Origin of the sequence: Ruegeria sp. (genome assembly GCF_028066395.1) — a bacterium.
GTDB lineage: Bacteria > Pseudomonadota > Alphaproteobacteria > Rhodobacterales > Rhodobacteraceae > Ruegeria.
Genome location: NZ_JALCBM010000037.1, coordinates 6,755 through 31,089, shown reverse-complemented (window position 1 = coordinate 31,089; position 24,335 = coordinate 6,755). Strand labels below are relative to the sequence as shown.

The 24,335-nt window shown below is 60.3% G+C and carries 17 protein-coding genes and 1 pseudogene; 10 read left to right on the top strand and 8 right to left on the bottom strand.

All coding sequences use genetic code 11. From position 1 onward, the window contains the following. From MPJ51_RS12710 to MPJ51_RS12695, 4 genes are read left to right on the top strand one after another with little or no spacing between them, the layout of a single operon-like run. Positions 1-1,221 (top strand): Coenzyme F420 hydrogenase/dehydrogenase, beta subunit C-terminal domain, encoded by a 1,221-nt coding sequence (locus tag MPJ51_RS12710; protein WP_298387180.1) that lies wholly within the window; start codon positions 1-3, stop codon positions 1,219-1,221. A gap of 3 nt (positions 1,222-1,224) precedes the next feature. Next, the gene (locus MPJ51_RS12705; protein ID WP_298387177.1) at positions 1,225-1,605 is read left to right on the top strand and encodes a carboxymuconolactone decarboxylase family protein; all 381 of its coding nucleotides are present in this window, start codon (positions 1,225-1,227) and stop codon (positions 1,603-1,605) included. After that, the gene (locus tag MPJ51_RS12700; RefSeq protein ID WP_298387172.1) at positions 1,602-2,864 is read left to right on the top strand and encodes an aconitase X catalytic domain-containing protein; all 1,263 of its coding nucleotides are present in this window, start codon (positions 1,602-1,604) and stop codon (positions 2,862-2,864) included. The genes MPJ51_RS12705 and MPJ51_RS12700 overlap by 4 nt, the downstream gene beginning before the upstream one ends. A 9-nt stretch (positions 2,865-2,873) precedes the next feature. Next, the gene (locus MPJ51_RS12695) at positions 2,874-3,317 is read left to right on the top strand and encodes a DUF126 domain-containing protein (RefSeq protein WP_298387169.1); all 444 of its coding nucleotides are present in this window, start codon (positions 2,874-2,876) and stop codon (positions 3,315-3,317) included. 33 nt (positions 3,318-3,350) lie between these two features. Here MPJ51_RS12695 and MPJ51_RS12690 read toward each other — a convergent pair whose 3' ends face one another. From MPJ51_RS12690 to MPJ51_RS12665, 6 genes are all read right to left on the bottom strand, one after another. Further along, positions 3,351-4,358: an Ldh family oxidoreductase gene (locus tag MPJ51_RS12690; protein WP_298387166.1), complete on the bottom strand. Its 1,008-nt coding sequence runs from the start codon at positions 4,356-4,358 to the stop codon at positions 3,351-3,353. A gap of 47 nt (positions 4,359-4,405) precedes the next feature. Continuing rightward, positions 4,406-5,056, bottom strand: coding sequence for a DUF3726 domain-containing protein (locus MPJ51_RS12685; protein ID WP_298387163.1), 651 nt, complete (start codon positions 5,054-5,056; stop codon positions 4,406-4,408). Continuing rightward, positions 5,053-6,744 (bottom strand): hypothetical protein, encoded by a 1,692-nt coding sequence (locus MPJ51_RS12680; protein WP_298387160.1) that lies wholly within the window; start codon positions 6,742-6,744, stop codon positions 5,053-5,055. The genes MPJ51_RS12685 and MPJ51_RS12680 overlap by 4 nt, the downstream gene beginning before the upstream one ends. Before the next feature lie 93 nt (positions 6,745-6,837). Continuing rightward, the gene (locus MPJ51_RS12675; RefSeq protein WP_298387157.1) at positions 6,838-8,379 is read right to left on the bottom strand and encodes a BCCT family transporter; all 1,542 of its coding nucleotides are present in this window, start codon (positions 8,377-8,379) and stop codon (positions 6,838-6,840) included. A gap of 53 nt (positions 8,380-8,432) precedes the next feature. Continuing rightward, a complete protein-coding gene (locus tag MPJ51_RS12670) occupies positions 8,433-9,422 on the bottom strand; it encodes a membrane dipeptidase (RefSeq protein WP_298387153.1) in 990 nt (329 codons plus the stop codon). Positions 9,423-9,624: 202 nt separating this feature from the next. Then, positions 9,625-11,076: an aldehyde dehydrogenase family protein gene (locus MPJ51_RS12665; protein WP_298387151.1), complete on the bottom strand. Its 1,452-nt coding sequence runs from the start codon at positions 11,074-11,076 to the stop codon at positions 9,625-9,627. Positions 11,077-11,186: 110 nt separating this feature from the next. Between MPJ51_RS12665 and MPJ51_RS12660 the strand changes: the two genes are divergently transcribed. The 6 genes from MPJ51_RS12660 to rpoC all read left to right on the top strand — a co-directional run bounded on the left by MPJ51_RS12660 (position 11,187) and on the right by rpoC (position 23,077). Further along, positions 11,187-12,083 (top strand): LysR family transcriptional regulator, encoded by an 897-nt coding sequence (locus MPJ51_RS12660; RefSeq protein WP_298387148.1) that lies wholly within the window; start codon positions 11,187-11,189, stop codon positions 12,081-12,083. After that, entirely contained in the window at positions 12,080-13,084 is a 1,005-nt protein-coding gene (locus tag MPJ51_RS12655) for a helix-turn-helix domain-containing protein (protein WP_298387146.1), read from the top strand. The genes MPJ51_RS12660 and MPJ51_RS12655 overlap by 4 nt, the downstream gene beginning before the upstream one ends. 295 nt (positions 13,085-13,379) lie before the next feature. Then, on the top strand, positions 13,380-13,898 hold the full coding sequence (rplJ, locus tag MPJ51_RS12650; RefSeq protein WP_298387143.1) for a 50S ribosomal protein L10: 519 nt from the start codon (positions 13,380-13,382) through the stop codon (positions 13,896-13,898). Between the two features lie 79 nt (positions 13,899-13,977). After that, a complete protein-coding gene (gene rplL / locus MPJ51_RS12645; protein WP_008755409.1) occupies positions 13,978-14,352 on the top strand; it encodes a 50S ribosomal protein L7/L12 in 375 nt (124 codons plus the stop codon). 250 nt (positions 14,353-14,602) lie between these two features. Beyond that, positions 14,603-18,739 carry a DNA-directed RNA polymerase subunit beta gene (gene rpoB, locus MPJ51_RS12640; protein ID WP_298387138.1) on the top strand — a complete coding sequence of 1,379 codons (4,137 nt, stop codon included), beginning with the start codon at positions 14,603-14,605 and terminating at the stop codon, positions 18,737-18,739. Positions 18,740-18,835: 96 nt separating this feature from the next. Next, positions 18,836-23,077 (top strand): DNA-directed RNA polymerase subunit beta', encoded by a 4,242-nt coding sequence (rpoC, locus tag MPJ51_RS12635; RefSeq protein WP_298387135.1) that lies wholly within the window; start codon positions 18,836-18,838, stop codon positions 23,075-23,077. A 149-nt stretch (positions 23,078-23,226) separates the two neighbouring features. On the opposite strand, the gene MPJ51_RS12630 is transcribed toward rpoC, so the two are convergent. Then, complete coding sequence (locus tag MPJ51_RS12630; protein ID WP_298387133.1) at positions 23,227-23,829, bottom strand: hypothetical protein; 603 nt, start codon at positions 23,827-23,829, stop codon at positions 23,227-23,229. A 210-nt stretch (positions 23,830-24,039) separates the two neighbouring features. Next, positions 24,040-24,335: pseudogene (locus MPJ51_RS12625) on the bottom strand (purine permease); the annotation flags it as partial.

Genomic DNA, 24,335 nt, shown 5'->3' with positions numbered 1-24,335 from the left:
ATGGCACATCCCAAATCGGTGAAAGAGGTGGTCAATGCCGGGCTCTGCATCGGCTGTGGGCTATGCGAGGCGCTGGCGCCGGATCGCTGGCAGATGGCCTATACCGAGGCAGGGCGGCTGCGCCCGGCCATGATCGGCCCGGGCTCGGATGCCGAAATCCTGCAGGCCTGCCCCGGCGCAGTGGCGCAACCCAATGACGAAGCCGCGCCCCATCGTGACGCGATCTGGGGTGAGTATCACCGGATGCAAGAGGCCTGGGCCGGATCGCCCGAGGCCCGGTATCGCGGGGCAACAGGCGGTGTTCTGACGGCGCTGGGCATGCATCTGCTGCACTCAGGGCAGGCGCGGTTCATCCTGCATTGTATGGCCGACCCGGATGCCCCGATGCGCTCGGTCTGGTGCCTGAGCGAGACACCTGAACAGGTGTTGACCCGCGCAGGGTCTCGCTATGGGCCCAGTGATACTCTTGCAGGATTGGAGGCCGCATTGGCGCGGGATGAACCCTTTGCGATCATCGCCAAACCCTGCGACGCGGGTGCCGTGCGGGCGCGGGCAAAGCATGACCAACGCTTGGCGAACAATCTGGTGGCGCTGTTGGTGATGGTCTGCGGCGGGGCCTCGGACCTTGGCAAATCCCGGGCGGTTCTGGATGAATTTGACGTGGCCGAAGACGACGTGACCCTGTTCCGTTATCGCGGCTTCGGCAACCCCGGCCCAACGCGGATCGAAACCGGCGACGGGCGTGCGTTTGAGAAGACCTATCTGGATATGTGGGCCGATGAGGCCGGTTGGCGCATTCAGACCCGCTGCAAGGTGTGTCCCGACGCGCTGGGCGAGGCTGCCGATATCGCCGCCGCGGATATCTGGCCCGGCGGCGCGCCCGAGGGCGAAGACGCGGGGTTCAACGGTGTGATTGCTCGCACCGAAACAGGTGAGGCCCTGTACCGTGCAGCCTGTGACGCCGGGGCTCTGTCCAGCGGGTCGGTGATCACACCGCGTGAATTCGATGACTACCAGCCGCATCAGGTCCGCAAGAAACACGCGCTGGCCGCCCGGCTGCGCGGCATGCAGGCGGCGGGCCTGCCGGTTTATGACCACGACCCGCGCCTGCGGATCGACCAGGTGGACGCAGGTAACGCGCATCAGGAAGACGGCACAGCACAGCGCGTGCGTCAGGGCCGCTTTCACGAAGATTTACCAGAGATTTCCAAGGGAGACTGACAGATGGACGACAACCTTTTCGAACGGGGGCTCAGCCAGCGCAAGGCGACGCTGGGGGCGGAATATGTCGAAAAGAACCTGGCCGCCGCCGATGATTTCACCCGCCCGTTCCAAGAGGCAATGACCGCCTGGTGCTGGGGTTTCGGCTGGGGCGACGACACGATTGACGCCAAGACGCGCTCGATGATGAACCTCGCTATGATCGGGGCGCTGGGCAAGATGCATGAGTGGGAGATTCACTGCAAAGGCGCGCTGAACAATGGCGTTTCGAAAGAGGAAATCCGTGCCATCATCCATGTGGTCGGTATCTATTGCGGCGTGCCGCAATCGCTGGAATGCTTTCGTGTCGCCCGTAAAGTGCTGGAAGAACGCGACATGTTGTGAGCGCGGTCGACCTGTCAGCGGCTGAGCGCGCCGATCTGAATGGTGAAAACGGGCCGTTGCGGCAATTCGCGATGTCTCTGGTGGTGCGCGCGGCGGAAATCTGGCGCGCGCCTTGCCTGATCAAGGCCGGTTTTGCCCATATCGACGCCTGCCATTTCAACGGTCAGGCGCATCTGGATTTCGCCCGGATGCTGGCATGTGGCAATGTGCGGTTCCCGATCCCGGTCTGGACCAACACTCTGCCGGTCAGCCTGTTGCAAAACGATGGGCGCGCAGACAGTGACCCGGATTTCGTGTCTGGCGCGCGCGAAGTTGCCGAGATTTATCGCAAACTGGGCTGCCGCCCGGTCTGGACCTGCGCGCCCTATCAACTGCCCGGAGGGCCCGGGTTCGGCGACCAGATCATCGGGTCGGAATCCAATGCGGTGGCCTTTTACAACTCGGTCGTCGGTGCGCGAACCCAAAAATATGGGGATTTTCTGGATGTCTGCTGCGCCCTGACGGGCCGGGTGCCCTGTGCGGGCTTGCACCGGGATGACGGGCGGCGCGGTCAGGTCGAATTCGATCTGACCGGTCTGAGTGACGCGCTTTTGCGGCACGAGGAAACCTGCCCCCTGATCGGCCACATCATGGGCGAACGGGCCGGGTCATCCATCCCCGTGTTGCGCGGCTTGCCAGGGGATACGCCACAAGACAACCTCAAGGCCATGGCGGCAGCTGCGGGGGCCTCGGGTGGGGTGGCGATGTTTCACGCCATCGGCGTAACCCCCGAAGCGCCGGATGCCGAGGCGGCTTATCAGGGCGGCACCCCGGAACAGGTCCACAGGATCATCGCCGATGATCTGACGGTCGCGAAATCCTCTCTGTCCACGGTGACCAGCGGGCAGTTGGACATGGTGGCGCTGGGCACCCCACATTTCTCGATCCATGAATTCCGCCGTCTGGCGCAGGCGATTGAGGGTCAGCGCATCCATGCTGACCTGCGCTTTTACGTCTCGACCGCCCGCTTTGTCGCCGATGCTGCGCGGGCCGAGGGGCTGCTGGACCCTATTGAGCGTGCAGGCGTTGAAATCCTGACCGATACCTGCACGTATTTCTCGCCTGCGGTGCGCGCTTGCCGGGGGCGGGTCATGACCAACTCGGCGAAATGGGCCTTTTATGCGCCGGGCATGCTACCGGTTAAGGTTTGCTTCGCCGGTTTGGAAGATTGCGTAGCTTCGGCCATTCGGGGTGAAATCACCCTGACCAATCGGGCCTGAGGGGGCAAAATGCAGCTACTAGGCAAAGGCAACGTTTTGAACCCGGGCAAGGCGCAAGGCGCGTTGCTGGTGCTGGAGGACGCCCTGAGTTTCTGGGGTGGGTTCGATCCGCAGACAGGCCGCATTCTCGACGATCACCACCCGCAGAAAGGTGCCTCCATCCGGGGTAGGGTGTTGGCGATGCCGCACTCAAAAGGCTCGGCCGGGACACCTGCCGGGATGGCCGAGAGCATCCGCAAAGGCGTGGGCCCCGTCGCCATCCTGCTGCGTAAGGCGGATGTCAACGTCACAATTGGGGCCATGGTCGCGGCCAGGCTCTACGATCTGCACATTCCTGTGCTGCAGGTGCCTGACCCACTGTTTGCGCAGCTGGTCACCGGGCAGGTGATTGCCATCGACCCCTCAGGCCATATCTCGGCCTTGGATGGAGGCACGAGTGTGATCGGTCTGTGACCGCCGGGGCAGCCCAGACCGAACCCGCGCAAGTTATACCAGTGCCCGAACCTTCTCCAACAGTGCGGCATTGACGGCGACGCCATCCACCGCCGCGCGTTCCCGGCAGGACCGGCGGTTGTCGCCCGGCAGGCGTGCGCCGTCCTGATCGTGGATCGAGGCGACCAGTGCGGTCAGTTTCTCTTGGAACATCCCGCCCGAGGTGGCCTGCGGGTCCACGGCGATGAAGAACTGACCGGTCTTGGGCGGACCGCCTGCGGTGCCCGAGAACGGGCTGGCCACGGACCCAAGCGCGGCACCGGCCATCGCTGCCGCCATCAATTCCACCGTCAGGGCGATGCCGACGCCCTTGTAGCCGCCCGATGGCACCATGGAGCCTTTCAGTCCGGCTTCGGGGTCGGTGGTGGGCTGGCCATCGGCATCCAGCACCCAGCCTTCGGGCACCGGCTTGCCTTCGCGTGCGTGTTTCATGACCTCACTCTTGGCAATCGCGCTTGAGGATTGGTCGATCAGCAGCGCGGCATTGCCATCCGCATCAGGCGCGGCAATCGAGAACGGGTTGGTGCCCAGAACCGGTTTCGACCCGCCCGACGGCGCAATTGAGGCCGGAGCATTGGTGAAGCCGATACCCAGCAAGCCCGCCTGCGCCAGACGCTGGGTGTGAACCCCCAGAACGCCACAATTATACGAGTTATTCACCGCCAGCACCGCCACGCCCTGTTCGCGGGCCAGCGGGATCAGCTCGGCAAATCCCAGATCAATCGCGCTGTGGGCAAAGCCGGTGGCAGCATCGACGGTCACAACCGCCGGGCGCGGACGCGCCACAACCGGTTTCGCGTTGCCGTCAACCTTGCCGCATTCCACATGCTGCGCGTAGATCGGGATGTAGGCCAACCCGTGCGAGGCGATGCCGTCCGCCTCGGTCATTGCGGTGGCGACGGCCAGCGGGCGGGCGTTTTCCTCGGAGGTTCCGGCCTTGACCAAAGCGCAGAACGCGAGGTCTTCGATTTCGGACAAGGACAGGGTTTCTGTGGCGGTCATTTCGGTCTCATTCCTTTTCGGCGGGGCTGTCAGCAGCCCCTTTGTTCTTAGTCGTTGTCAGTCAGGCCCGCGCCCGCGCCGCGCAGGCGGCTTTCCTCGGTGGCGGGCGCATAGGTGCGATGGGCAAACACGCCCAGCCGCGCCCACGCGTCATCCGGTACATCGGCGCGCATGACGGGTTCGTGGCGACCCGTCATCTCGGCCGGGGCGGAAAAGACCACCCGGTCGGCCACCCGTGCCTGCAGTGCCTCGTCGGTGGCCTGAACGCACAGCCTCTGACCATCCGTTGCCAGTCGCGCGCCCTGCCATTCGGCGGAAACGGGTACGCCCAGACGCAACGCCGCGCCGCCCATGAAAGGAACGGCCAGCAAGGGGAAATTGACATTCTCCATGGTGATCGTGCCCCGACTCAGCAGCCGCTGCGCGCAATCGCTGAGCGCAGCCCCGGCGATCAGCGGGCTCATGCGGTGGGCGGGGGCGTGCCAGATTTCGGCAACAAGCGAAACGGGTGAGACGTCGATGGGCGGAATCCGGTCGTTCATTTCCAGAAAATCCGCCAGCAATTCGCTGCCGGAAAACCCGAAGGCAGACAGCCAGCGGGTGCCCTTGGCGGCTTCTTCCGCCAGCCCCCAGGACATGCCCGATCCGCGCGCGGCGCGTTTGCTCATCGCTTCGATTTCGTTCAGAGAATGGCTCATGCTGCGGCCTCCGGCGTATCGGGGAACACCCAGTAATCGGCATTTTCCGACGTCAGTTCATAGGGCAGCGGTGCGTTGCCATACATGCAGATGCGCACCCAGCGGTCCGAACGAGGATCGAACTTGGTTGCCCCGAAGAACGAGAGCTTGCAGCGCAGCATGTCAATCGGCAGAACCCGGTCCGAGATCGTGTTGTCGCGGATCTCGGCATACGGCGCGCGCCCGACAATCTGCGCCCGGCGCAGCGTGTGACGGTGTTCGGGGTGGCGCAGCAGGAAATCGGCCACCTGCGTGTCATCGGGCCAATGCGCTAGCGCCTGAAACAAGGCTGCTGCATCGCGCCCGGGGGCCAAGGGTTGCTCGTATTCCTCAATGGGTTCCTCGAACCGCTCACCCAGGCGGGGTTCCAGCTTTTCCTCGGACACGTACCAGGCGCGGGCCTTGTTTTCCGGCGCGGCCCAATCCGTATCCAGTGCCCAAGAGTAGATGTCCGTCAGCGCGCTGCGCAGATCGCCGACTTTCATGGCACCCGCGATGCGGAAGGTTGCGGTGTTGTCCGCCGCCATGCCTTCGGCAAACGCATCGATCAAGGGGCCATAGGGTTCAAGGACAAGCGATGCGATCCACTCTTGCCCTTCCAGCGACAGGGTCTCTTCGGCCCAGCGATAAAGCGCATCCCAAGGGTGGTCGCCTTTCAGATCGTTGCTGTCCAGCCAGGTGGTCACTTGCGTGACGTCCTTGGTCAGCGCGGAGAGTTTCTCGATCTGGATCGGGTGTTCGGACTTCCAGGTATCGACGGTCACCTTGCTCCGGGTGATCAACTCGTGAAACAGCGCGATCTCAGAGTCCGAGGCCCGTTGCACCGACCGCACCGCCTGAATGGCGCGTTCGCGGGCGGCCATCCAGTTGTTGAACAGCACCGGGTGGTTCAGCAGGAAAGGCGCCATGCCAAGACCGGTGGAATTGCCGATGCCCATCATGCGCGCGATGTCGGGGGCCAGTCTGGCCGCCTGTGCGCCGTTCGACTGCGCCCGGGTATCGGCCATGTATTGCACCAGATCGGTGACGAACCAGCGGGTCAGGTAGACCGACAGCATCTCGACCTGAAACGGGGCCTGAAACTCGGGGCGATCGGCGATCATCTCGCGATCCGCAGCCCCCAGCTTGCCCGAGCCGTAAACAGCCGTGGTGCGCATCAGATAGCCCACCGCGTCGATCTTTTCGACCGAGGGCTGGTGTCCTTCGGCCAGTTCGCTGACCACATGTTCCCACAGACGCACCGAACGATTGGCCCGCGACACAGACAGTTCCGACCCGGTCACGCGACCGGCTTCCTGTACTGGGATGTTCTTGGACAACCGTTCGATATCCTCGGCGGTGGGAACGCCGTCAAACAGGGTGAAGGTGGCATCCCACGCCTCGGCAATCACCCGGTCCGAGCGTTTCTCGGGCGGCAGATCATGGGCGTAAGCGATCAGGGAATAGGACCGCGCGGGGCCATGGGCGGTATAGACCGCATGTCCGACACCGGCGGCGTCAATTTCAAAGGCGGTCTGTTCGAAACGCCAGTTTTCCCGCGCCATGCGGCGGGTCAGAATTCGCATGAACGACAAGCGCGATTGATGCATCGAGCCCAGACGCGCAAGGCGCATCACCAGATTGGGGTCTCGACAGGAAATGTCAGTCATTCGGTTCAGCCTTTTCAAACAGAGTAGCGCGCATTTCCATTTACCCAAATGGGTCGGGGGTGCGTCGGGCCGGGAAGCCCGACGCGAATTGTTTTAGCCCTCTTTGCCTTTGGCCAGCGTGATGCGCAGCGCATCCCACAGCGACGGCAGCAACAGCAGCGAAACCGGGACGGCAGTGACCACGATAAAGCTTTGCAGTTTTGATACGCCGCCCGAGCCGACCGAGATCAGAATAATCGCCATGATCCCCATCGCAATGCCCCAGAACACGCGCAGCGCGGCGGGCGGGTGATCGTCGCTCATGGTGGCCGAGATCACGTAGCTCATCGAGTCACCGGTCGTGGCCACGAAGATCGTGGTCAGGATCAGGAACAACAGCGAGATCACGAAGCCCATCGGCAGGTTGCTGGTGATCGCCAGCAGCGCGGCGGGCAGGTTGAACCCTTCGAAGGCGGCCGAGATTGTGCCGGGGTTTGCCAGTTCCATCGCGACGCCGGTGCCGCCAATGATGGTGAACCAGAAGTTGGTGACGATGGGGGCAATGATCGACAGCATGATGATGATCGACCGGATCGAACGGCCACGCGACACGCGGGCGATGAACATGGCCATCAGCGGGCCATAGCCCATGAACCAGCCCCAGAAGAACACGGTCCACCAGCCCAGCCAGCCGGGTTCACCGAACAGGCCGGCCTCGCCCCGGAACAGGGCGATCTGGAAGAAGTTGCCCAGATAGGTGCCAAAGCCCGAGAAGAACGAGCCGAAGATAAAGCCGGTGGGGCCTGCGATCAGCACGAACAACAGCAGCGCGGCGGCCAGGATGACGTTGATCTTGGACAGAACCTGAATGCCACGCGACAGGCCGGTCATGGCCGAGATCGTGTAGATCGCCGCCAGCCCGGCAATCACCGCAGCCTGCGTTGCAAACGTGTCCGACAGGCCGAACAGATCGGCCAGACCATAGCTGACCTGCAGACCCAGAAAGCCGATCGGCCCCACGGTTCCGGCCACCACGGCGATGATCGAGGCCGCATCGGCAATCAGACCGATCGGCCCATGGATCGCCTTGTCGCCGAACACCGGATACAACAATGTGCGCGGTGCCAGCGGCAGACCTTTTTCATAGTGGTAGTGCATCAGCATGACCGTGGTCAGCGAGCCCAGAATGGCCCAGGCCAGAAAACCCCAATGCATGAAGCTTTGCGCCATGGCCGGATTGACTGCGGCCTCGGTTGCGCCTTCGGCACCGAACAGGGGCGGGGAATACAGGAAGTGGGCAATCGGCTCACCCGCGGCCCAGAACACGCCGCCGCCTGCCAGCAGCGTACACATGATCATCGACCCCCACTGGAAGGTGGTAAACTCGGGCGCCGCCAGCCCGCCCATCACTGCCTTGCCGCCGGGCAGGATGCACAGCAGCAGACCGATCAGGAAGGTGGCCAGCAGCAGAACCTGCCAATACAGCCCGAAATAAGTGGCCGAGATGTTAAAGCCCCAGTCAACCGCCGCGGACAGCCCGTCGAGATTGATCAGCGCAGCAACGCAGAAAAGGGCGATGAAACCGCCCGAAATCAGGAACAGCGGTTTGTTGACCCGCCCTTCCGGCTTGTGTGTGTCCATAGATGTCTCAGCCATCTATTCCTCCCCAATGGTAAATTGCCTTGCGGCAGCTGGCCTGCAATTGTCTGCTATTGGCCGGTGAGTGGTGTGAAGTTTTCTGCGAAGAAGCGGTACCAGTTGCCGCCCATGATCCCGGCGACCTCGTCGGCATTCATGCCGACCGCGCGAAGGCCCTCTTCGATGTTGCCGAAATCGCGATTGTCCTGGAACCAGCCGGGCATCGGTGGAAACCCGGGTGCCGAGGCCGACCCTTCGCCATAGTCGATTTCCTTGGTCCAGCGTCCGACGCGCATCCATTCCACGATGCTGTCGGGCTGGTCCTGACACAGGTCGGTGCCGATCCCCAGATGCTCGGCCCCGTATTTTTCGGCAGTACGGGCGATCATCTGGCAGAAGCTGTCCAGCGTGCAGTCGGACTTGTCCTTCAGGTGGTGCGGATAGACCGAAAAGCCCAGCATCCCGCCCCGTTCGGTGACCGCACGGATCACGTCTTCGCGCTTGTTGCGCAGAGCGGGCGACCAGTCATACGGGTTCGCGTGCGTGATGGCGATGGGACGTTCCGAGATTTCGGCCGCTTCGATGGTCGAGCGGTCGGCGGAATGGCTCATGTCCACCACTAGGCCCACACGGTTCATCTCTTTGATGACCTGCTTGCCCATGCGGGTGATGCCAGGGTCTTCGGCCTCATAACAGCCGGTCGCCAGCAGCGACTGGTTGTTATAGGTCAACTGCATGAACCGCGCGCCCAGATCGTGCAGGATTTCGACCAGTCCGATATCGTCTTCGATGGGTGAGGGGTTCTGGAACCCGAAGAACACTGCCGTCCGTCCGGTTTCGCGAGCAACGTCGATATCGCTGGCCCAGCGGCCTTTCATGATCAGATCGGGGTATTGTTCGAACCAGCGGTTCCACTTTTCAAAGTTCAGAACCGTTTCGCGGAAATTCTCGTGATACGAGATGGTGACGTGGATTGCATCCACGCCCCCTTCCCGCAATTGGCGGAAAATCTTCTCCGACCAGTTGGCATATTGCAGCCCGTCGATACGGAAGCTGGTCATCTGGAAACTCCGGTAAGTGTTTTTCGTGCCGGGCCGTGCCCGACCGTGGGTGGGCGCGACGACGTTTCTGTTGTGCGCTTTATGGCGCCACCTACTGCGCCGGTTTGATCAGCGTGAAGCGGTGCAAAAGCGCCCGCCCAGGGGGCGGTCGGGCGCTGCCCGGCGGCGCGCGATGCGCGCCTTGATTCCGGGCGTGGGGCCATCAGACCGGGTTTCCAGCGCTGATGTAAGCGGTTTTGACGGTGGTGTAGAATTCCGCCGCCGCCTTGCCCTGCTCGCGCGGCCCGTAAGAGCTGTCGCCGCGACCGCCGAAGGGCACGTGGTAATCGGTGCCTGCGGTCGGCAGGTTCACGGTCACCACACCGGTGCGCGCATTGCGGCGGAAATGGGTGGCGCGGGCCAGCGACTGCGTGACGATACCCGAGGTCAGGCCGAAATTGGTGTCGTTCACCACGCTCAGCGCCTCGTCATAGCTGCCGACCTTGATGACGGATGTCAGCGGCGCAAACATCTCTTCGCGGTTGATGCGCATGTCGTTGGTGGTGTTCAGGAACACACCGGGCGACATGTAGAACCCGTCATGCGGCATATCCAGACGCACGCCCCCGCAGGCAAGTTCCGCCCCTTCGGATTTGCCCAGATCGACATAGGCCAGGTTTTCCTGCAATTGCTGCTGGCTGACCACGGGACCCATCTGAGTACCCTCTTCCAGCGCATGCCCGACCTTCATCGCCTGCGCACCGGCCACCAGTTTCTCGACAAAGGCGTCATGCACGCCCGCATGCACCACCAGACGCGAAGACGCGGTGCATTTCTGCCCGGTGCCGCCAAATGCGCCACCCAGAGCCAGCGTGACGGCCAGATCCAGATCGGCGTCGTCCATCACGGCCAGCGCGTTCTTCGATCCCATCTCCATCTGCACCTTGGTCAGGTTCTGAATCGCCGCTGCCGCGATACCCTTGCCCACCGGAACCGAGCCGGTGAAGGAAATCGCATTGACCTTGGGGCTTTCGACCAGACGCTGACCGATGGACCGGCCCGAGCCCATCACAAGGCTGAACAGACCTTTGGGGATGTCCTGACGGTTGATGATCTCGGTCAGGGCCACAGCCGAAGCCGGGGTGATGTTGGCAGGCTTCCACACCACTGCGTTGCCATAGCAAAGCGCAGGCGCGATTTTCCACGAGGCGGTCGCGGTCGGGAAGTTCCACGGGCTGATGATCGCCACAATGCCCACGGCTTCGCGGCGCACGTCGATCTCGACGCCCGGGCGGACGCTATCGGCGTTCTCACCAATCTGGCGCAGGCATTCGGCGGCATAATAGGTAAAGAACTGACCGGCGCGATAGACCTCGCCCTTGCCTTCAGCCAGCGGCTTGCCTTCTTCGCGGGCCAGCAGTGTGCCCAGCTCTTCGGCGCGGGACATCAGCTCGTTGCCGATATTCATCAGAACCGCCTGCTTGCGTTCAGGCAGGTAGGCTTCCCATTCGGCCTGCGCCGCACGGGCCTGATCCAGTGTCGCGTCCAGCTGATCCGCGCTGGCCTGCGCGAACACGCCAACCAGATCGCTCAGATCGGAAGGGTTGCGGTTCTCAATCTCGCCTTCGCCTGTCAGCCATTCGCCGGCAATCAGGTTCTTTTGAATATCAGCCATCGCGGTGTCGCCTTGTTTGGAATGAGTCGCGTGGGGTATGGACTCGATCACCGCTTTCAATCAAACTAAAATTATTGAAGTACTTTTCAATCATGCTGAATGGAATGCGCATGGCACTGAAAATCGAAATGCTGCGGGGATTTGTGGCCGTCGCGCGCAGCGGCAATCTGACGGATGCGGCGCAGGTGTTGAAACGGACGCCGTCCGCCGTGTCGATGATGCTCAAACAGCTTGAAACCCATCTGGGCGAGCCGCTGTTCGAAACCGATCGCAAGAACAAGCTGACCGCGCTGGGCGCCTTTGTGCTGGAACGTGCGGAACAGGAGTTGCAGCATTTCGACAGCACGGTCCGGGATATCGAAAGCTTTGCCAGCGCCAGTCTGGGTCATGTCAGCATCGCTACTGTGCCCTCGGTGGCCGGTACGCTTGTGCCCCGGGTTTTTTCGAAGTTTATCAAAGCCTATGACAATGTCCGGGTTGATCTGCGCGACATGGATTCCAAATCCATCCTGAACGAACTGTCCCGGGGCCGTATCGATATCGGCATCGCGACGATGGGCGAAAACGGTATGGGCCTGCACAGTCAGCTTCTGTTTACGGACCGGTTCGGCATCCTGTGCGCGCCGGGTCATCCGCTGGCCGGACATGCCGGGCCGATTGAGTGGAATGAGTTGACGGGAATGCCTCTGATCGCCAACAGCCTGTCGGCGGGTATCAGCAATCGCGCATCCGAGGCGCTGCATGCGGCCTCGCTTCTGTCGGCGCATAACCTGACCTCGATCACCGGGATGGTGCGGGCCAATATCGGTGTTACGATCCTGCCGGAAATGGCAGCAAAATCCGCAGGCACCGCCGATCTGGTCTTTCGCCCGCTGGCCGACAAGACGCTGACGCGGCAGATTCACCTTTTGCGCAAGGCTGATTCGGCCCTGTCCCCGGCGGTCAGGATGCTGCAATCGGATATCCTGCAAACCGCCAAAACCATGGTAGATGAGCTTGGGCAATGACACAGACTGAAACGATCACGCTGGGCATTCTGATCTTTCCCGGCTTTCCCATGGCCTGCCTGACCTCGTGCATAGAACCGCTGCGCGCCGCCAACGAAATCTCTCAGCAACAGGCGTTTAACTGGGTGATTGTCGCCGAGACCAACGCGCCGGTGCAATCCTCGGCGGGCGTCATGTTCTCACCCGATTGCGCACTGGCCGAGGCTGCGGGGCTGGACCATCTGCTGTTCGCTTCCAGCCCCACCAGCGCATTTGAGAACCCGTCCAAGGCCAATGCGCCGCTGCAGCGGTTGCAACGGAACAAAACCAAGCTGGGCGCGATCAGTGGTGGTGTGTTCCCGCTGGCCCGAACCGGGCTGACCGGGCAGCACGCTCTGTCCGTCCACTGGTGCTATGAGGCCGCCTTTCAGGTTGAATTCCCAGACATCCCGATCGAAAGCACGATGGTCTACCGGGATGAGGCGTTTACCACCATCTCCGGCGCATCCGCCGTTTTCGACCATATGCTGACCCTGATCGAGGAACGTCTGGGCGGCGATGTCATGGCCGAGGTTGCCTGCTGGTTTCAGCACCCCTTTGTGCGCAGTGACTCGGCCACCCAGAAAATCCCGGCAATCTCGACCGCGAAAAGTCAGGATTTGCTGCCCAAACAGGTTGCCCGCGCCATCCAGCATTTTGCCGAACATATCGAAAGCCCGATCCAGATCAGTGAGGTTGCCGAGGCGGTTGGCCTGTCAGTGCGCACGCTGGAGCGCGGGTTCAAACGGGCAACCGGGCAAAGCCCGCTGAATTACTATCGCAAGATGCGGATGAATCAGGCCCGGCAACTGGTGCTTTACACCAACGATTCAATGGCCGAGGTCGCCTATATGGTCGGCTACGCCACCCCGGCCGCGTTCATGCGCCACTACCGCAAGACCTTTGGCGTCACGCCGGTCAGCGACCGGCGCGCCAAGAACTCGATGCGGGTGGGTGGCGGCGATGTGCTGCCGTCGGATTGAAAGCCCGCCAATAGCGCTAATTTACCCCTTGGAAACCCCTTCTATCTGCCCTATGAAGACCTGCGGAAAAAAGCGTGCGATTCGTCGTGCGCTTTCTTTCGTTTCGTCCAAGACGGTGGGTGGGTCCATCTGGCCCCTTAATTCCCTGCCTGAGACGGGTAAGACCAAAGAATTCTGAGGGTCCAGCCCTCGGGCGCATTTTGGCCAATCCCGTAATAACGGACCTGAACGCCGGGGCTTACCCCTCGGCAAATATGAGCCGGGGTGAGATATCGCCCCAAACTTGGAGAGAACTGTGGATAGAGCCCAGAAAGAGAAAGTGGTCGAGGAACTCGGCCAAATCTTCGAAAGCTCTGGCGTCGTAGTGGTTGCCCATTACGCCGGTCTGACAGTTGCCGAGATGCAGGACCTTCGCGCACGTGCTCGTGACGCGGGTGGTGCCGTGCGTGTTGCCAAGAACAGGCTCGCCAAAATCGCCCTTGAGGGTAAGCCGTGTGAAAGCATGGCCGACCTGCTGACAGGGATGACCGTTCTGACCTATTCCGAGGACCCCGTGGCAGCAGCCAAGGTGGCCGAGGACTTCGCCAAGGATAACAAGAATTTTGAAATTCTTGGTGGTGCAATGGGTGAGAACGCTCTGGACCGCAAAGGCGTCGAAACAGTTTCGAAAATGCCGTCTCGTGAGGAGCTTATTGCTTCGATCGCGGGCTGCATTGGCGCACCTGCTTCGAACATCGCCGGCGCGATTGGCGCACCTGCAAGCAACATCGCAAGCATCCTTTCCACCATCGAAGAGAAGGCGGAAGCTGCGTAAGCGGTTGGCACTGAATGATCTGCGTAGGGTGAATACCCTGACGTTGGAACACACACTGTAAACGGAAAGAGCTGATAAAATGGCTGATCTGAAAGCACTCGCAGAAAGCATCGTGGGTCTGACCCTGCTGGAAGCACAAGAACTGAAAACCATCCTCAAAGACGAATATGGCATCGAGCCCGCAGCTGGCGGCGCAGTTGTCATGGCAGCTGGTGGCGACGCCGGTGGCGCAGCCGAGGAAGAGAAAACCGAATTCGACGTCGTTCTGAAGAACGCCGGCGCTTCGAAAATCAACGTGATCAAAGAAGTTCGCGGCATCACCGGTCTGGGCCTGAAAGAAGCCAAGGAACTGGTCGAAGCTGGCGGCAAGATCAAAGAAGGCGTTGACAAGGCAGAAGCCGAAGAAGTCAAAGCCAAGCTGGAAGCAGCTGGCGCCGAAGTCGAGCTGGCCTAAGCCATTCGACAGGCGCATCGCTGATGCGCCACAAAATTTGGCTGGGTCCGGAGAAATCCGGGTCCAGCCGAACCTGTCTTAGAAAGGGCCTCTTCAATGGGGGCGTTTTCTAAGACACGGTTTTCGGATCGGGAGGCCGCCTTCGGGACGGTGGCCACGAATGGATCCGGACGTGTCGTCTCGATTGTGCAAGATGCCGGGGCCCGACGGTGTCTTTGCCCGCTGAGAACATCGAAAGGTGACATCTGACATGGCTCAAACGTTCCTTGGCCAGAAACGTCTTCGTAAATATTACGGCAAAATCCGCGAAGTTTTGGAGATGCCGAACCTCATTGAGGTACAGAAATCTTCTTATGATCTTTTCCTGCGCTCCGGCGATGCAGAACAGCCCACAGACGGCGAAGGCATCAAAGGCGTGTTCCAGTCGGTTTTCCCGATCAAGGATTTCAACGAAACCTCCGTTCTGGAGTTCGTGAAATACGATCTGGAAAAACCGAAATACGACGTCGAAGAGTGCATGCAGCGCGACATGACCTACAGCGCACCGCTGAAGGTCACCCTGCGTCTGATCGTGTTTGATGTCGATGAGGATACCGGCGCCAAGTCGGTCAAGGACATCAAGGAACAGGACGTGTTCATGGGCGACATGCCCCTGATGACACCGAACGGGACGTTCATCGTGAACGGCACCGAGCGTGTGATCGTGTCCCAGATGCATCGCTCGCCCGGTGTGTTCTTTGACCATGACAAGGGCAAGACCCATTCCTCGGGCAAGCTGCTGTTTGCCTGCCGCATCATCCCGTATCGCGGCAGCTGGCTGGACTTTGAGTTCGACGCCAAGGACATCGTGTTCGCCCGGATCGACCGTCGCCGCAAACTGCCTGTGACAACCCTGCTGTATGCGCTGGGTCTGGATCAGGAAGCGATCATGGACGCGTATTACAACACCGTGTCCTACAAGCTGAGCAAGAAGAAGGGCTGGATCGCGCCGTTCTTCCCCGAACGTGTGCGCGGCACCCGCCCGACCTATGATCTGGTTGACGCGAAATCCGGTGAGGTGATTGCCGAAGCAGGCAAGAAGGTCACCCCGCGCGCGGTCAAGAAGCTGATCGACGAAGGCAGCGTCACCGACCTGCTGGTCCCCTTCGATCACATCGTGGGCAAGTTCGTCGCCAAGGACATCATCAACGAAGAAACCGGCGCGATCTATGTCGAAGCCGGGGATGAGCTGACCCTGGAATACGACAAAGAGGGCGAACTGATCGGCGGCACCGCGAAAGAGCTGATCGACGCGGGCATCACCGACATCCCGGTTCTGGACATCGACAATGTCAATGTCGGCCCCTACATGCGCAACACCATGGCGCAGGACAAGAACATGAACCGCGAAAGCGCGCTCATGGATATCTACCGCGTCATGCGCCCGGGTGAGCCGCCCACCGTCGAAGCGGCCTCGGCCCTGTTCGACACGCTGTTCTTTGATGGCGAGCGCTATGACCTGTCCGCTGTTGGCCGCGTGAAAATGAACATGCGTCTGGCGCTGGACAAGCCCGACACCCAGCGCACGCTGGACCGCGAAGACATCGTGGCCTGCATCAAGGCGCTGGTTGAACTGCGTGACGGCAAAGGCGACGTGGACGATATCGACCACCTCGGCAACCGTCGTGTCCGTTCGGTCGGTGAGCTGATGGAGAACCAGTACCGCGTTGGCCTGCTGCGCATGGAACGCGCGATCAAAGAGCGTATGTCGTCGGTCGAAATCGACACCGTCATGCCGCAAGACCTGATCAACGCGAAACCGGCTGCGGCTGCTGTCCGCGAATTCTTCGGCTCGTCGCAGCTGTCGCAGTTCATGGACCAGACCAACCCGCTGTCCGAAGTCACCCACAAACGCCGCCTTTCGGCGCTTGGCCCCGGTGGTCTGACGCGTGAGCGTGCGGGCTTTGAAGTTCGCGACGTACACCCGACCCACTATGGCCGGATGTGCCCGATTGAAACGCCGGAAGGTCCGAACATCGGTCTGATCAACTCGCTGGCCACCTTCGCCCGCGTGAACAAGTATGGCTTCATTGAAACACCGTACCGCGTCGTCAAAGACGCCGAGGTGACCGATGAGGTTCACTACATGTCCGCGACCGAGGAAATGCGTCACACTGTGGCGCAGGCGAACGCGACGCTGGATGCGGATGGCAAGTTCATCAACGATCTGGTGTCGACCCGTCAGGCCGGTGACTACACCCTTGCCCCGCGCGAGAATGTGGACCTGATCGACGTAAGCCCAAAACAGCTGGTTTCGGTCGCCGCATCGCTGATCCCGTTCCTTGAAAATGACGACGCCAACCGCGCTCTGATGGGCTCGAACATGCAACGTCAGGCGGTTCCGCTGCTGCGGGCCGAGGCACCGCTGGTCGGTACCGGGATCGAGGAAAAGGTTGCGATCGACTCGGGCGCTGCGATTCAGGCGAAACGCGCCGGTATCATCGACCAGGTCGATGCCCAGCGTATCGTTATCCGTGCCACCGAAGATCTGGAACTGGGCGACGCTGGCGTTGACATCTATCGTCTGCGCAAGTTCCAGCGTTCGAACCAGAACACCTGCATCAACCAGCGTCCGCTGATCAAGGTGGGTGACACCGTCCAGAAGGGCGAGGTCATTGCCGATGGTCCGTCGACTGATATGGGTGAACTGGCCCTTGGTAAGAACGTGGTCGTCGCGTTCATGCCGTGGAATGGTTACAACTACGAAGACTCGATCCTGATCTCGGAACGTATCGCGCGTGACGACGTCTTTACCTCGGTCCATATCGAGGAGTTTGAAGTCGCCGCCCGTGACACCAAGCTGGGCCCGGAAGAGATCACCCGCGACATCCCGAACGTCGGTGAAGAAGCGCTGCGTAACCTCGACGAGGCGGGCATCGTTTACATCGGTGCGGATGTTGAACCGGGCGATATTCTGGTTGGCAAGATCACTCCGAAGGGCGAAAGCCCGATGACCCCGGAAGAAAAGCTGCTGCGCGCCATCTTTGGTGAGAAAGCATCTGACGTGCGCGACACCTCGCTGCGCGTGAAGCCGGGCGATTACGGTACGGTCGTCGAGGTTCGTGTCTTCAACCGTCACGGCGTTGAGAAAGACGAGCGTGCGCTGCAGATCGAGCGTGAGGAAGTCGAACGTCTGGCCCGTGACCGGGACGACGAGCTGGCGATCCTGGACCGCAACATCTATGCGCGTCTGCAAGGTCTGATCCTGGGTAAAACCGCTGTCAAAGGCCCGAAAGGCGTCAAGGCAGGATCGGTGATCACCGAGGAGCTGCTGGAAACGCTGACCCGTGGTCAGTGGTGGCAGCTGGCGCTGGAAGGCGAGCAGGACGCGCAGATCGTCGAAGCTCTGAACGAACAGTACGAAGTGCAGAAACGCGCTCTGGACGCCCGTTTCGAAGACAAGGTCGAGAAGGTCCGTCGTGGCGACGACCTGCCGCCGGGCGTGATGAAGATGGTCAAAGTCTTCATCGCCGTGAAGCGCAAGCTGCAGCCGGGCGACAAGATGGCCGGTCGTCACGGGAACAAAGGTGTGATCTCCAAGGTTGTTCCGATGGAAGACATGCCGTTCCTGGCCGATGGTACGCCGGTAGACTTCTGTCTGAACCCGCTGGGCGTGCCGTCGCGTATGAACGTCGGTCAGATCCTTGAAACCCACATGGGTTGGGCCGCACGCGGTCTGGGTTTGAACATCGACGACGCTCTGGGTGAGTACCGCCGTTCCGGCGACCTGACCCCGGTGCGTGAGGCGATGAAGCTGGCCTATGGCGAGAATGTCTACGAAGAAGGCATCACCGGTCTGGACGAGGATGGCCTGATCGAGGCTGCGGGCAACGTGACCCGCGGTGTTCCGATCGCAACCCCGGTCTTTGACGGTGCCAAAGAGGCTGACGTCAACGACGCGCTGGTGCGTGCAGGCTTCTCGGAAAGCGGTCAGTCGGTTCTGTTCGACGGTCGCACCGGTGAGCAATTCGCACGTCCGGTGACCGTGGGCATCAAGTACCTGCTGAAACTGCACCACCTGGTGGATGATAAAATCCACGCGCGGTCTACCGGGCCGTACAGCCTGGTGACCCAGCAGCCGCTGGGTGGTAAGGCGCAGTTCGGTGGTCAGCGCTTTGGTGAGATGGAAGTCTGGGCTCTGGAAGCTTACGGCGCCGCCTACACCCTGCAGGAGATGCTGACGGTGAAATCGGATGACGTCGCCGGCCGGACCAAGGTCTATGAGTCGATCGTCAAGGGCGAGGATAACTTTGAAGCGGGCGTACCGGAATCGTTCAACGTTCTGGTGAAAGAAGTCCGTGGCCTCGGCCTGAATATGGAACTCCTGGATGCGGAGGTTGAGGAATAAGGGCGAGATTTTTCGTCGAAAAATCTGGGTGATTTTCTTCGGCGAAGAAAATTGCCCGCCCGACCCCAGCCAATCGCACAAATTTGAGGTATCAAAATGAACCAGGAAATCACCAACAACCCGTTCAACCCGCTGACGCCCCCGAAGGTTTTCGACGAGATCAAGGTCTCGCTGGCGTCGCCCGAGCGGATTCTGTCTTGGTCCTATGGCGAGATCAAGAAACCCGAAACCATTAACTACCGGACGTTCAAACCCGAACGTGACGGTCTGTTCTGCGCGCGTATCTTTGGCCCGATCAAAGATTACGAATGTCTGTGCGGCAAATATAAGCGGATGAAGTATCGTGGCGTTGTCTGCGAGAAATGCGGTGTGGAAGTTACCCTGCAGAAAGTCCGCCGCGAGCGTATGGGCCACATCGAACTGGCCGCGCCCGTCGCACATATCTGGTTCCTGAAATCGCTGCCGTCCCGCATCGGTCTGATGCTGGACATGACGCTGCGCGATCTGGAACGCGTTCTGTACTTTGAAAACTATGTCGTCATCGAGCCCGGTCTGACCGACCTGACCTATGGCCAGATGCTGACCGAAGAAGAGTACATGGACGCGCAGGATGCCTATGGCATGGACGCGTTCACCGCCAATATCGGTGCCGAAGCCATCCGTGAGATGCTGGCCCAGATCGATCTGGAAGCCGAAGCCGAGCAGCTGCGCGCTGATCTGGCCGAAGCGACCGGCGAACTGAAGCCCAAGAAGATCATCAAGCGTCTGAAAGTTGTCGAATCCTTCCTCGAGTCGGGCAACCGGCCCGAGTGGATGGTGATGACCGTGATCCCGGTCATCCCGCCGGAACTGCGTCCGCTGGTTCCGCTGGATGGTGGCCGTTTCGCGACCTCGGATCTGAACGATTTGTATCGTCGCGTCATCAACCGGAACAACCGACTGAAGCGTCTGATCGAGCTGCGTGCGCCTGACATCATCGTCCGCAACGAGAAGCGGATGCTGCAGGAATCCGTGGATGCTCTGTTCGACAACGGCCGCCGTGGCCGCGTGATCACGGGTGCCAACAAGCGTCCGCTGAAATCGCTGTCCGACATGCTGAAAGGTAAGCAGGGTCGCTTCCGTCAGAACCTTCTGGGTAAACGCGTCGACTTCTCGGGCCGTTCGGTCATCGTGACCGGCCCCGAGTTGAAGCTGCACCAGTGTGGTCTGCCCAAGAAGATGGCGTTGGAGCTGTTCAAGCCGTTCATCTACTCGCGCCTTGAAGCCAAGGGTCTGTCTTCGACCGTGAAACAGGCGAAGAAACTGGTCGAGAAAGAGCGTCCCGAAGTGTGGGATATCCTCGACGAGGTGATCCGCGAACACCCTGTCATGCTGAACCGTGCGCCGACGCTGCACCGTCTTGGCATTCAGGCGTTCGAGCCGGTCCTGATCGAAGGTAAAGCCATCCAGCTGCACCCTCTGGTCTGTTCGGCCTTTAACGCCGACTTCGACGGTGACCAGATGGCCGTTCACGTCCCGCTGAGCCTTGAGGCCCAGCTGGAAGCCCGTGTTCTGATGATGTCGACGAACAACGTCCTGTCGCCTGCAAACGGCGCGCCGATCATCGTTCCGTCGCAGGACATGATCCTGGGTCTGTACTATGTGACCCTGGAACGCGAAGGCATGCCGGGCGAAGGCAAGGTCTTTGGCTCGATCGAAGAAGTTCAGCACGCGCTGGACGCCGGTGAGGTGCATCTGCACACCAAGATCACCGCGCGGATCACGCAGATCGACGACGAAGGCAACGAAGTTCAAAAGCGTTTTGAGACCACTCCGGGCCGTTTGCGTCTGGGGGCGTTGCTGCCGATGAACAACAAGGCGCCGTTCGAGCTGGTCAACCGCCTGCTGCGGAAGAAAGAAGTGCAGCAGGTGATCGACACCGTCTACCGCTATTGCGGTCAGAAAGAGTCGGTTATCTTCTGTGACCAGATCATGTCGATGGGCTTCAAAGAAGCGTTTAAGGCCGGTATCTCGTTCGGCAAGGACGATATGGTCATCCCGAACGACAAGTGGGGCATCGTTGATGACACCCGCGGTCAGGTGAAAGACTTTGAACAGCAGTACATGGACGGCCTGATCACTCAGGGCGAAAAGTACAACAAAGTTGTCGATGCCTGGTCGAAGTGTAACGACCGCGTCACCGAGGCGATGATGTCGACGATCTCGTCGTCGGATCGGGCAGAGGACGGCTCTGAACAGGAACCGAACTCGGTCTACATGATGGCCCACTCGGGCGCGCGGGGCTCGGTCACTCAGATGAAACAGCTGGGCGGTATGCGTGGCCTGATGGCCAAGCCGAACGGTGACATCATCGAAACGCCGATCATCTCGAACTTTAAAGAAGGTCTGACCGTTCTTGAGTACTTCAACTCGACCCACGGTGCCCGTAAGGGTCTGTCGGATACCGCTCTGAAGACGGCGAACTCGGGTTACCTGACCCGTCGTCTGGTGGACGTGGCACAGGACTGCATCGTGCGTGAGATCGACTGTGGCACCGAGCGTGCGATCACTGCCGAAGCAGCCGTGAATGACGGTGAGGTTGTCGCCTCGCTGGCCGAGCGTGTGCTGGGTCGTGTGGCGGCTGACGATGTTCTGCGTCCGGGCACCGAAGAGGTGATCGTGGCCGCAGGTCAGCTGATCGATGAACGCATGGCGGACACCATCGACGAAGCCGGTGTCGCCTCGATGCGCATCCGCTCGCCTCTGACCTGTGAGTCCGAGGAAGGCGTCTGTGCAACTTGCTACGGTCGTGACCTTGCACGCGGTACCATGGTGAACACGGGTGAGGCTGTCGGCATCATCGCCGCGCAGTCGATCGGTGAACCCGGTACACAGCTGACCATGCGGACCTTCCACATCGGTGGTGTTGCGCAAGGTGGTCAGCAATCGTTCCAGGAAGCCAGCCAGGAAGGTGTTGTCTCCTTCGAGAACCCGCAGATTCTGGTCAATGCCGCGGGCGAAAGCCTGGTCATGGGCCGGAACATGAAGCTGGTGATCAGCGACGAACACGGCGAAGAGCGTGCCAGCCACAAGCTGGGCTATGGCTCCAAGCTGTTCGTCAAGGACGGCGCATCGGTGGCCCGTGGCGACAAACTGTTCGAGTGGGACCCCTACACCCTGCCGATCATCGCCGAGAAAGCCGGTACCGCGAAATACGTCGACCTGGTTTCGGGCCTTGCTGTCCGCGACGAGACCGACGAAGCAACCGGTATGACCCAGAAGATCGTGATCGACTGGCGCGCCGCCCCCAAAGGCAGCGACCTCAAGCCCGAGATCATTCTGGTCGGTGAAGATGGCGAGCCGGTCCGCAACGATGCGGGCAACCCGGTTCACTATCCGATGTCGGTGGATGCGATCCTGTCGGTCGAAGACGGTCAGACCATCGAAGCCGGTGACGTTGTTGCGCGTATCCCGCGTGAGGGCGCCAAGACCAAGGACATCACCGGTGGTCTGCCGCGTGTGGCCGAACTGTTCGAAGCCCGTCGTCCGAAAGATCACGCGATCATCGCAGAAGCCGATGGTTACGTGCGCTTTGGCCGCGACTACAAGAACAAGCGCCGCATCAGCATCGAACCGGCTGACGAGTCCATGGAGACCATCGAGTACATGGTACCCAAGGGCAAGCACATCCCGGTCGCCGAAGGGGACTTCATCCAGAAGGGTGAATACCTGATGGACGGTAACCCGGCTCCGCATGACATCCTGTCCATCATGGGTGTCGAAGCGCTGGCGGATTACATGATCGACGAGGTGCAGGACGTCTATCGTCTGCAGGGCGTGAAGATCAACGACAAGCACATCGAGGTCATCGTGCGCCAGATGCTGCAGAAGTGGGAGATCCTGGATTCAGGCGACACCACCCTGCTGAAAGGCGAGCATGTCGACAAGCAGGAGTTCGACGCGGCCAACGAGAAGACACTCTCGCGCGGCGGTCGTCCGGCTCAGGGCGAGCCGATCCTTCTGGGGATCACCAAAGCCTCGCTGCAGACGCGTTCGTTCATCTCGGCGGCCTCGTTCCAGGAAACCACCCGCGTGCTGACCGAGGCTTCGGTTCAGGGCAAGAAGGACAAGCTGGTTGGCCTGAAAGAGAACGTCATCGTCGGTCGCCTGATCCCCGCCGGTACGGGCGGAGCGACTCAGGCCGTCCGCCACATCGCGCAGTCGCGTGACAACGTGGTCATCGAAGCCCGCCGGGAAGAAGCCGAAGCCGCCGCAGCCCTGGCAGCGCCGATGATCGACGACGACATGGTCGGGGATGAGCTGGACGTTCTGGTGGAAACCCCGGAAAGCCGCGAATAAGCGTCTGATCTTATGAACAAGAAAAGGCCCCGCGATTTTGCGGGGCCTTTTTTGTGTGAACAGTTGTCTATTCACCTGAAGTGCATTGATGCCCCGACAAAGCGGTAACTTATACACAAGCAGCCAATTTAATATAAAGGAAGATTAAGTCATGGGGCTTTTATCCAAAACCATGTGAGATTTTCGTATTTGATCCAGCTGCTGTCAAAATAGGCGGCATCGATGACTAGAACAATTAAGGCAATAGGCAAAAGAAAGTCGAAAACCAGAAACCCTAGGAACGGAACAAACCTTAGACCATGTATGCAAAACTTGTAGAGAGCCTTTATGAGGGCAAAGTATGTGTATGAACGAACATGTATGCGTGCATCCTCAAAGGTAGTTACAGCATCGCGCATATTTTGGAGTTCGTCTTCTGTGTTGGAGCTGGTGTAGAGTATCGCATGGATTTTGACTATGAGTGAATGAAGTTGATCGTTCGTTCCAAAATAGTTTGAAGAATTATAGTGATCACAAAAGTCCTTCTTAAAGCTATTGAGCATGAACTCGCATGCAGGAGATCCTGAAAGTTGAATGAAACGCCAGTTTTTGCTGGCGATTTTCCAAAGGCTGGGGCTCAGTTTCACCCAATTTGTGAACCATTTGAAACTGAGCATGTCAGTGATCAAATCCAACACATACCTTGCGAATAGCATGACCGTCGTCCAGAAGAGCACTGTCCTCGCGAATTCTTCCTGCAGGGCGATCTTCAAACCCGCGCTTTCGAGAGACGTGATCTCAATATTGAAGACGTAGATGCAGAGGAAAGCGATGGCTGATAATGTAAAGGCGCTTTACCTTTTGCGGGTTAGAGTGGTGAACGGCTTTTCCATGTTTTGCCCGAGGTTGCTAAACGGCGTTGCGATAAATGTACGCAACGCCGTTTAACACGATTTATCAATACCTTTGATACGGCTTTCGCCTCAGACGTGGTCGTCGTTCATCAGCGACCCGCGTCCGTGGCCTGACATGCCGCCCGAGACCTCCTCGGTGGCTTCGTCGGCCAGAGTTTCCGGCAGGATGAGGTTCAGCACGATGGCGATCAGGGCTGCTGGAAGAATGCCGGATGCACCCAGGATGCGCAGGGTGTCGGGCAGGTGTTGCAGCGCGTTGGTCGAACCGGGGGCCACGTTCATGACCTCCAGCTGCAGCCCCAGACCGATCGACAGCGACACGGCGAAGATCACCATGTTGCGCCGGTTCCATGCCACGTCCGACA

Coding starts and splice junctions, on each gene's coding strand:
- rpoB (WP_298387138.1), top strand. CDS start 14,603: ATGGCTCAAACGTTCCTTGGCCAGAAACGTCTTCGTAAATATTACGGC.
- MPJ51_RS12705 (WP_298387177.1), top strand. CDS start 1,225: ATGGACGACAACCTTTTCGAACGGGGGCTCAGCCAGCGCAAGGCGACG.
- MPJ51_RS12680 (WP_298387160.1), bottom strand. CDS start 6,744: ATGACTGACATTTCCTGTCGAGACCCCAATCTGGTGATGCGCCTTGCG.
- rpoC (WP_298387135.1), top strand. CDS start 18,836: ATGAACCAGGAAATCACCAACAACCCGTTCAACCCGCTGACGCCCCCG.
- rplL (WP_008755409.1), top strand. CDS start 13,978: ATGGCTGATCTGAAAGCACTCGCAGAAAGCATCGTGGGTCTGACCCTG.
- MPJ51_RS12670 (WP_298387153.1), bottom strand. CDS start 9,422: ATGACCAGCTTCCGTATCGACGGGCTGCAATATGCCAACTGGTCGGAG.
- MPJ51_RS12675 (WP_298387157.1), bottom strand. CDS start 8,379: ATGGCTGAGACATCTATGGACACACACAAGCCGGAAGGGCGGGTCAAC.
- MPJ51_RS12690 (WP_298387166.1), bottom strand. CDS start 4,358: ATGACCGCCACAGAAACCCTGTCCTTGTCCGAAATCGAAGACCTCGCG.
- MPJ51_RS12660 (WP_298387148.1), top strand. CDS start 11,187: ATGGCACTGAAAATCGAAATGCTGCGGGGATTTGTGGCCGTCGCGCGC.
- MPJ51_RS12665 (WP_298387151.1), bottom strand. CDS start 11,076: ATGGCTGATATTCAAAAGAACCTGATTGCCGGCGAATGGCTGACAGGC.
- MPJ51_RS12685 (WP_298387163.1), bottom strand. CDS start 5,056: ATGAGCCATTCTCTGAACGAAATCGAAGCGATGAGCAAACGCGCCGCG.
- MPJ51_RS12710 (WP_298387180.1), top strand. CDS start 1: ATGGCACATCCCAAATCGGTGAAAGAGGTGGTCAATGCCGGGCTCTGC.
- MPJ51_RS12695 (WP_298387169.1), top strand. CDS start 2,874: ATGCAGCTACTAGGCAAAGGCAACGTTTTGAACCCGGGCAAGGCGCAA.
- MPJ51_RS12655 (WP_298387146.1), top strand. CDS start 12,080: ATGACACAGACTGAAACGATCACGCTGGGCATTCTGATCTTTCCCGGC.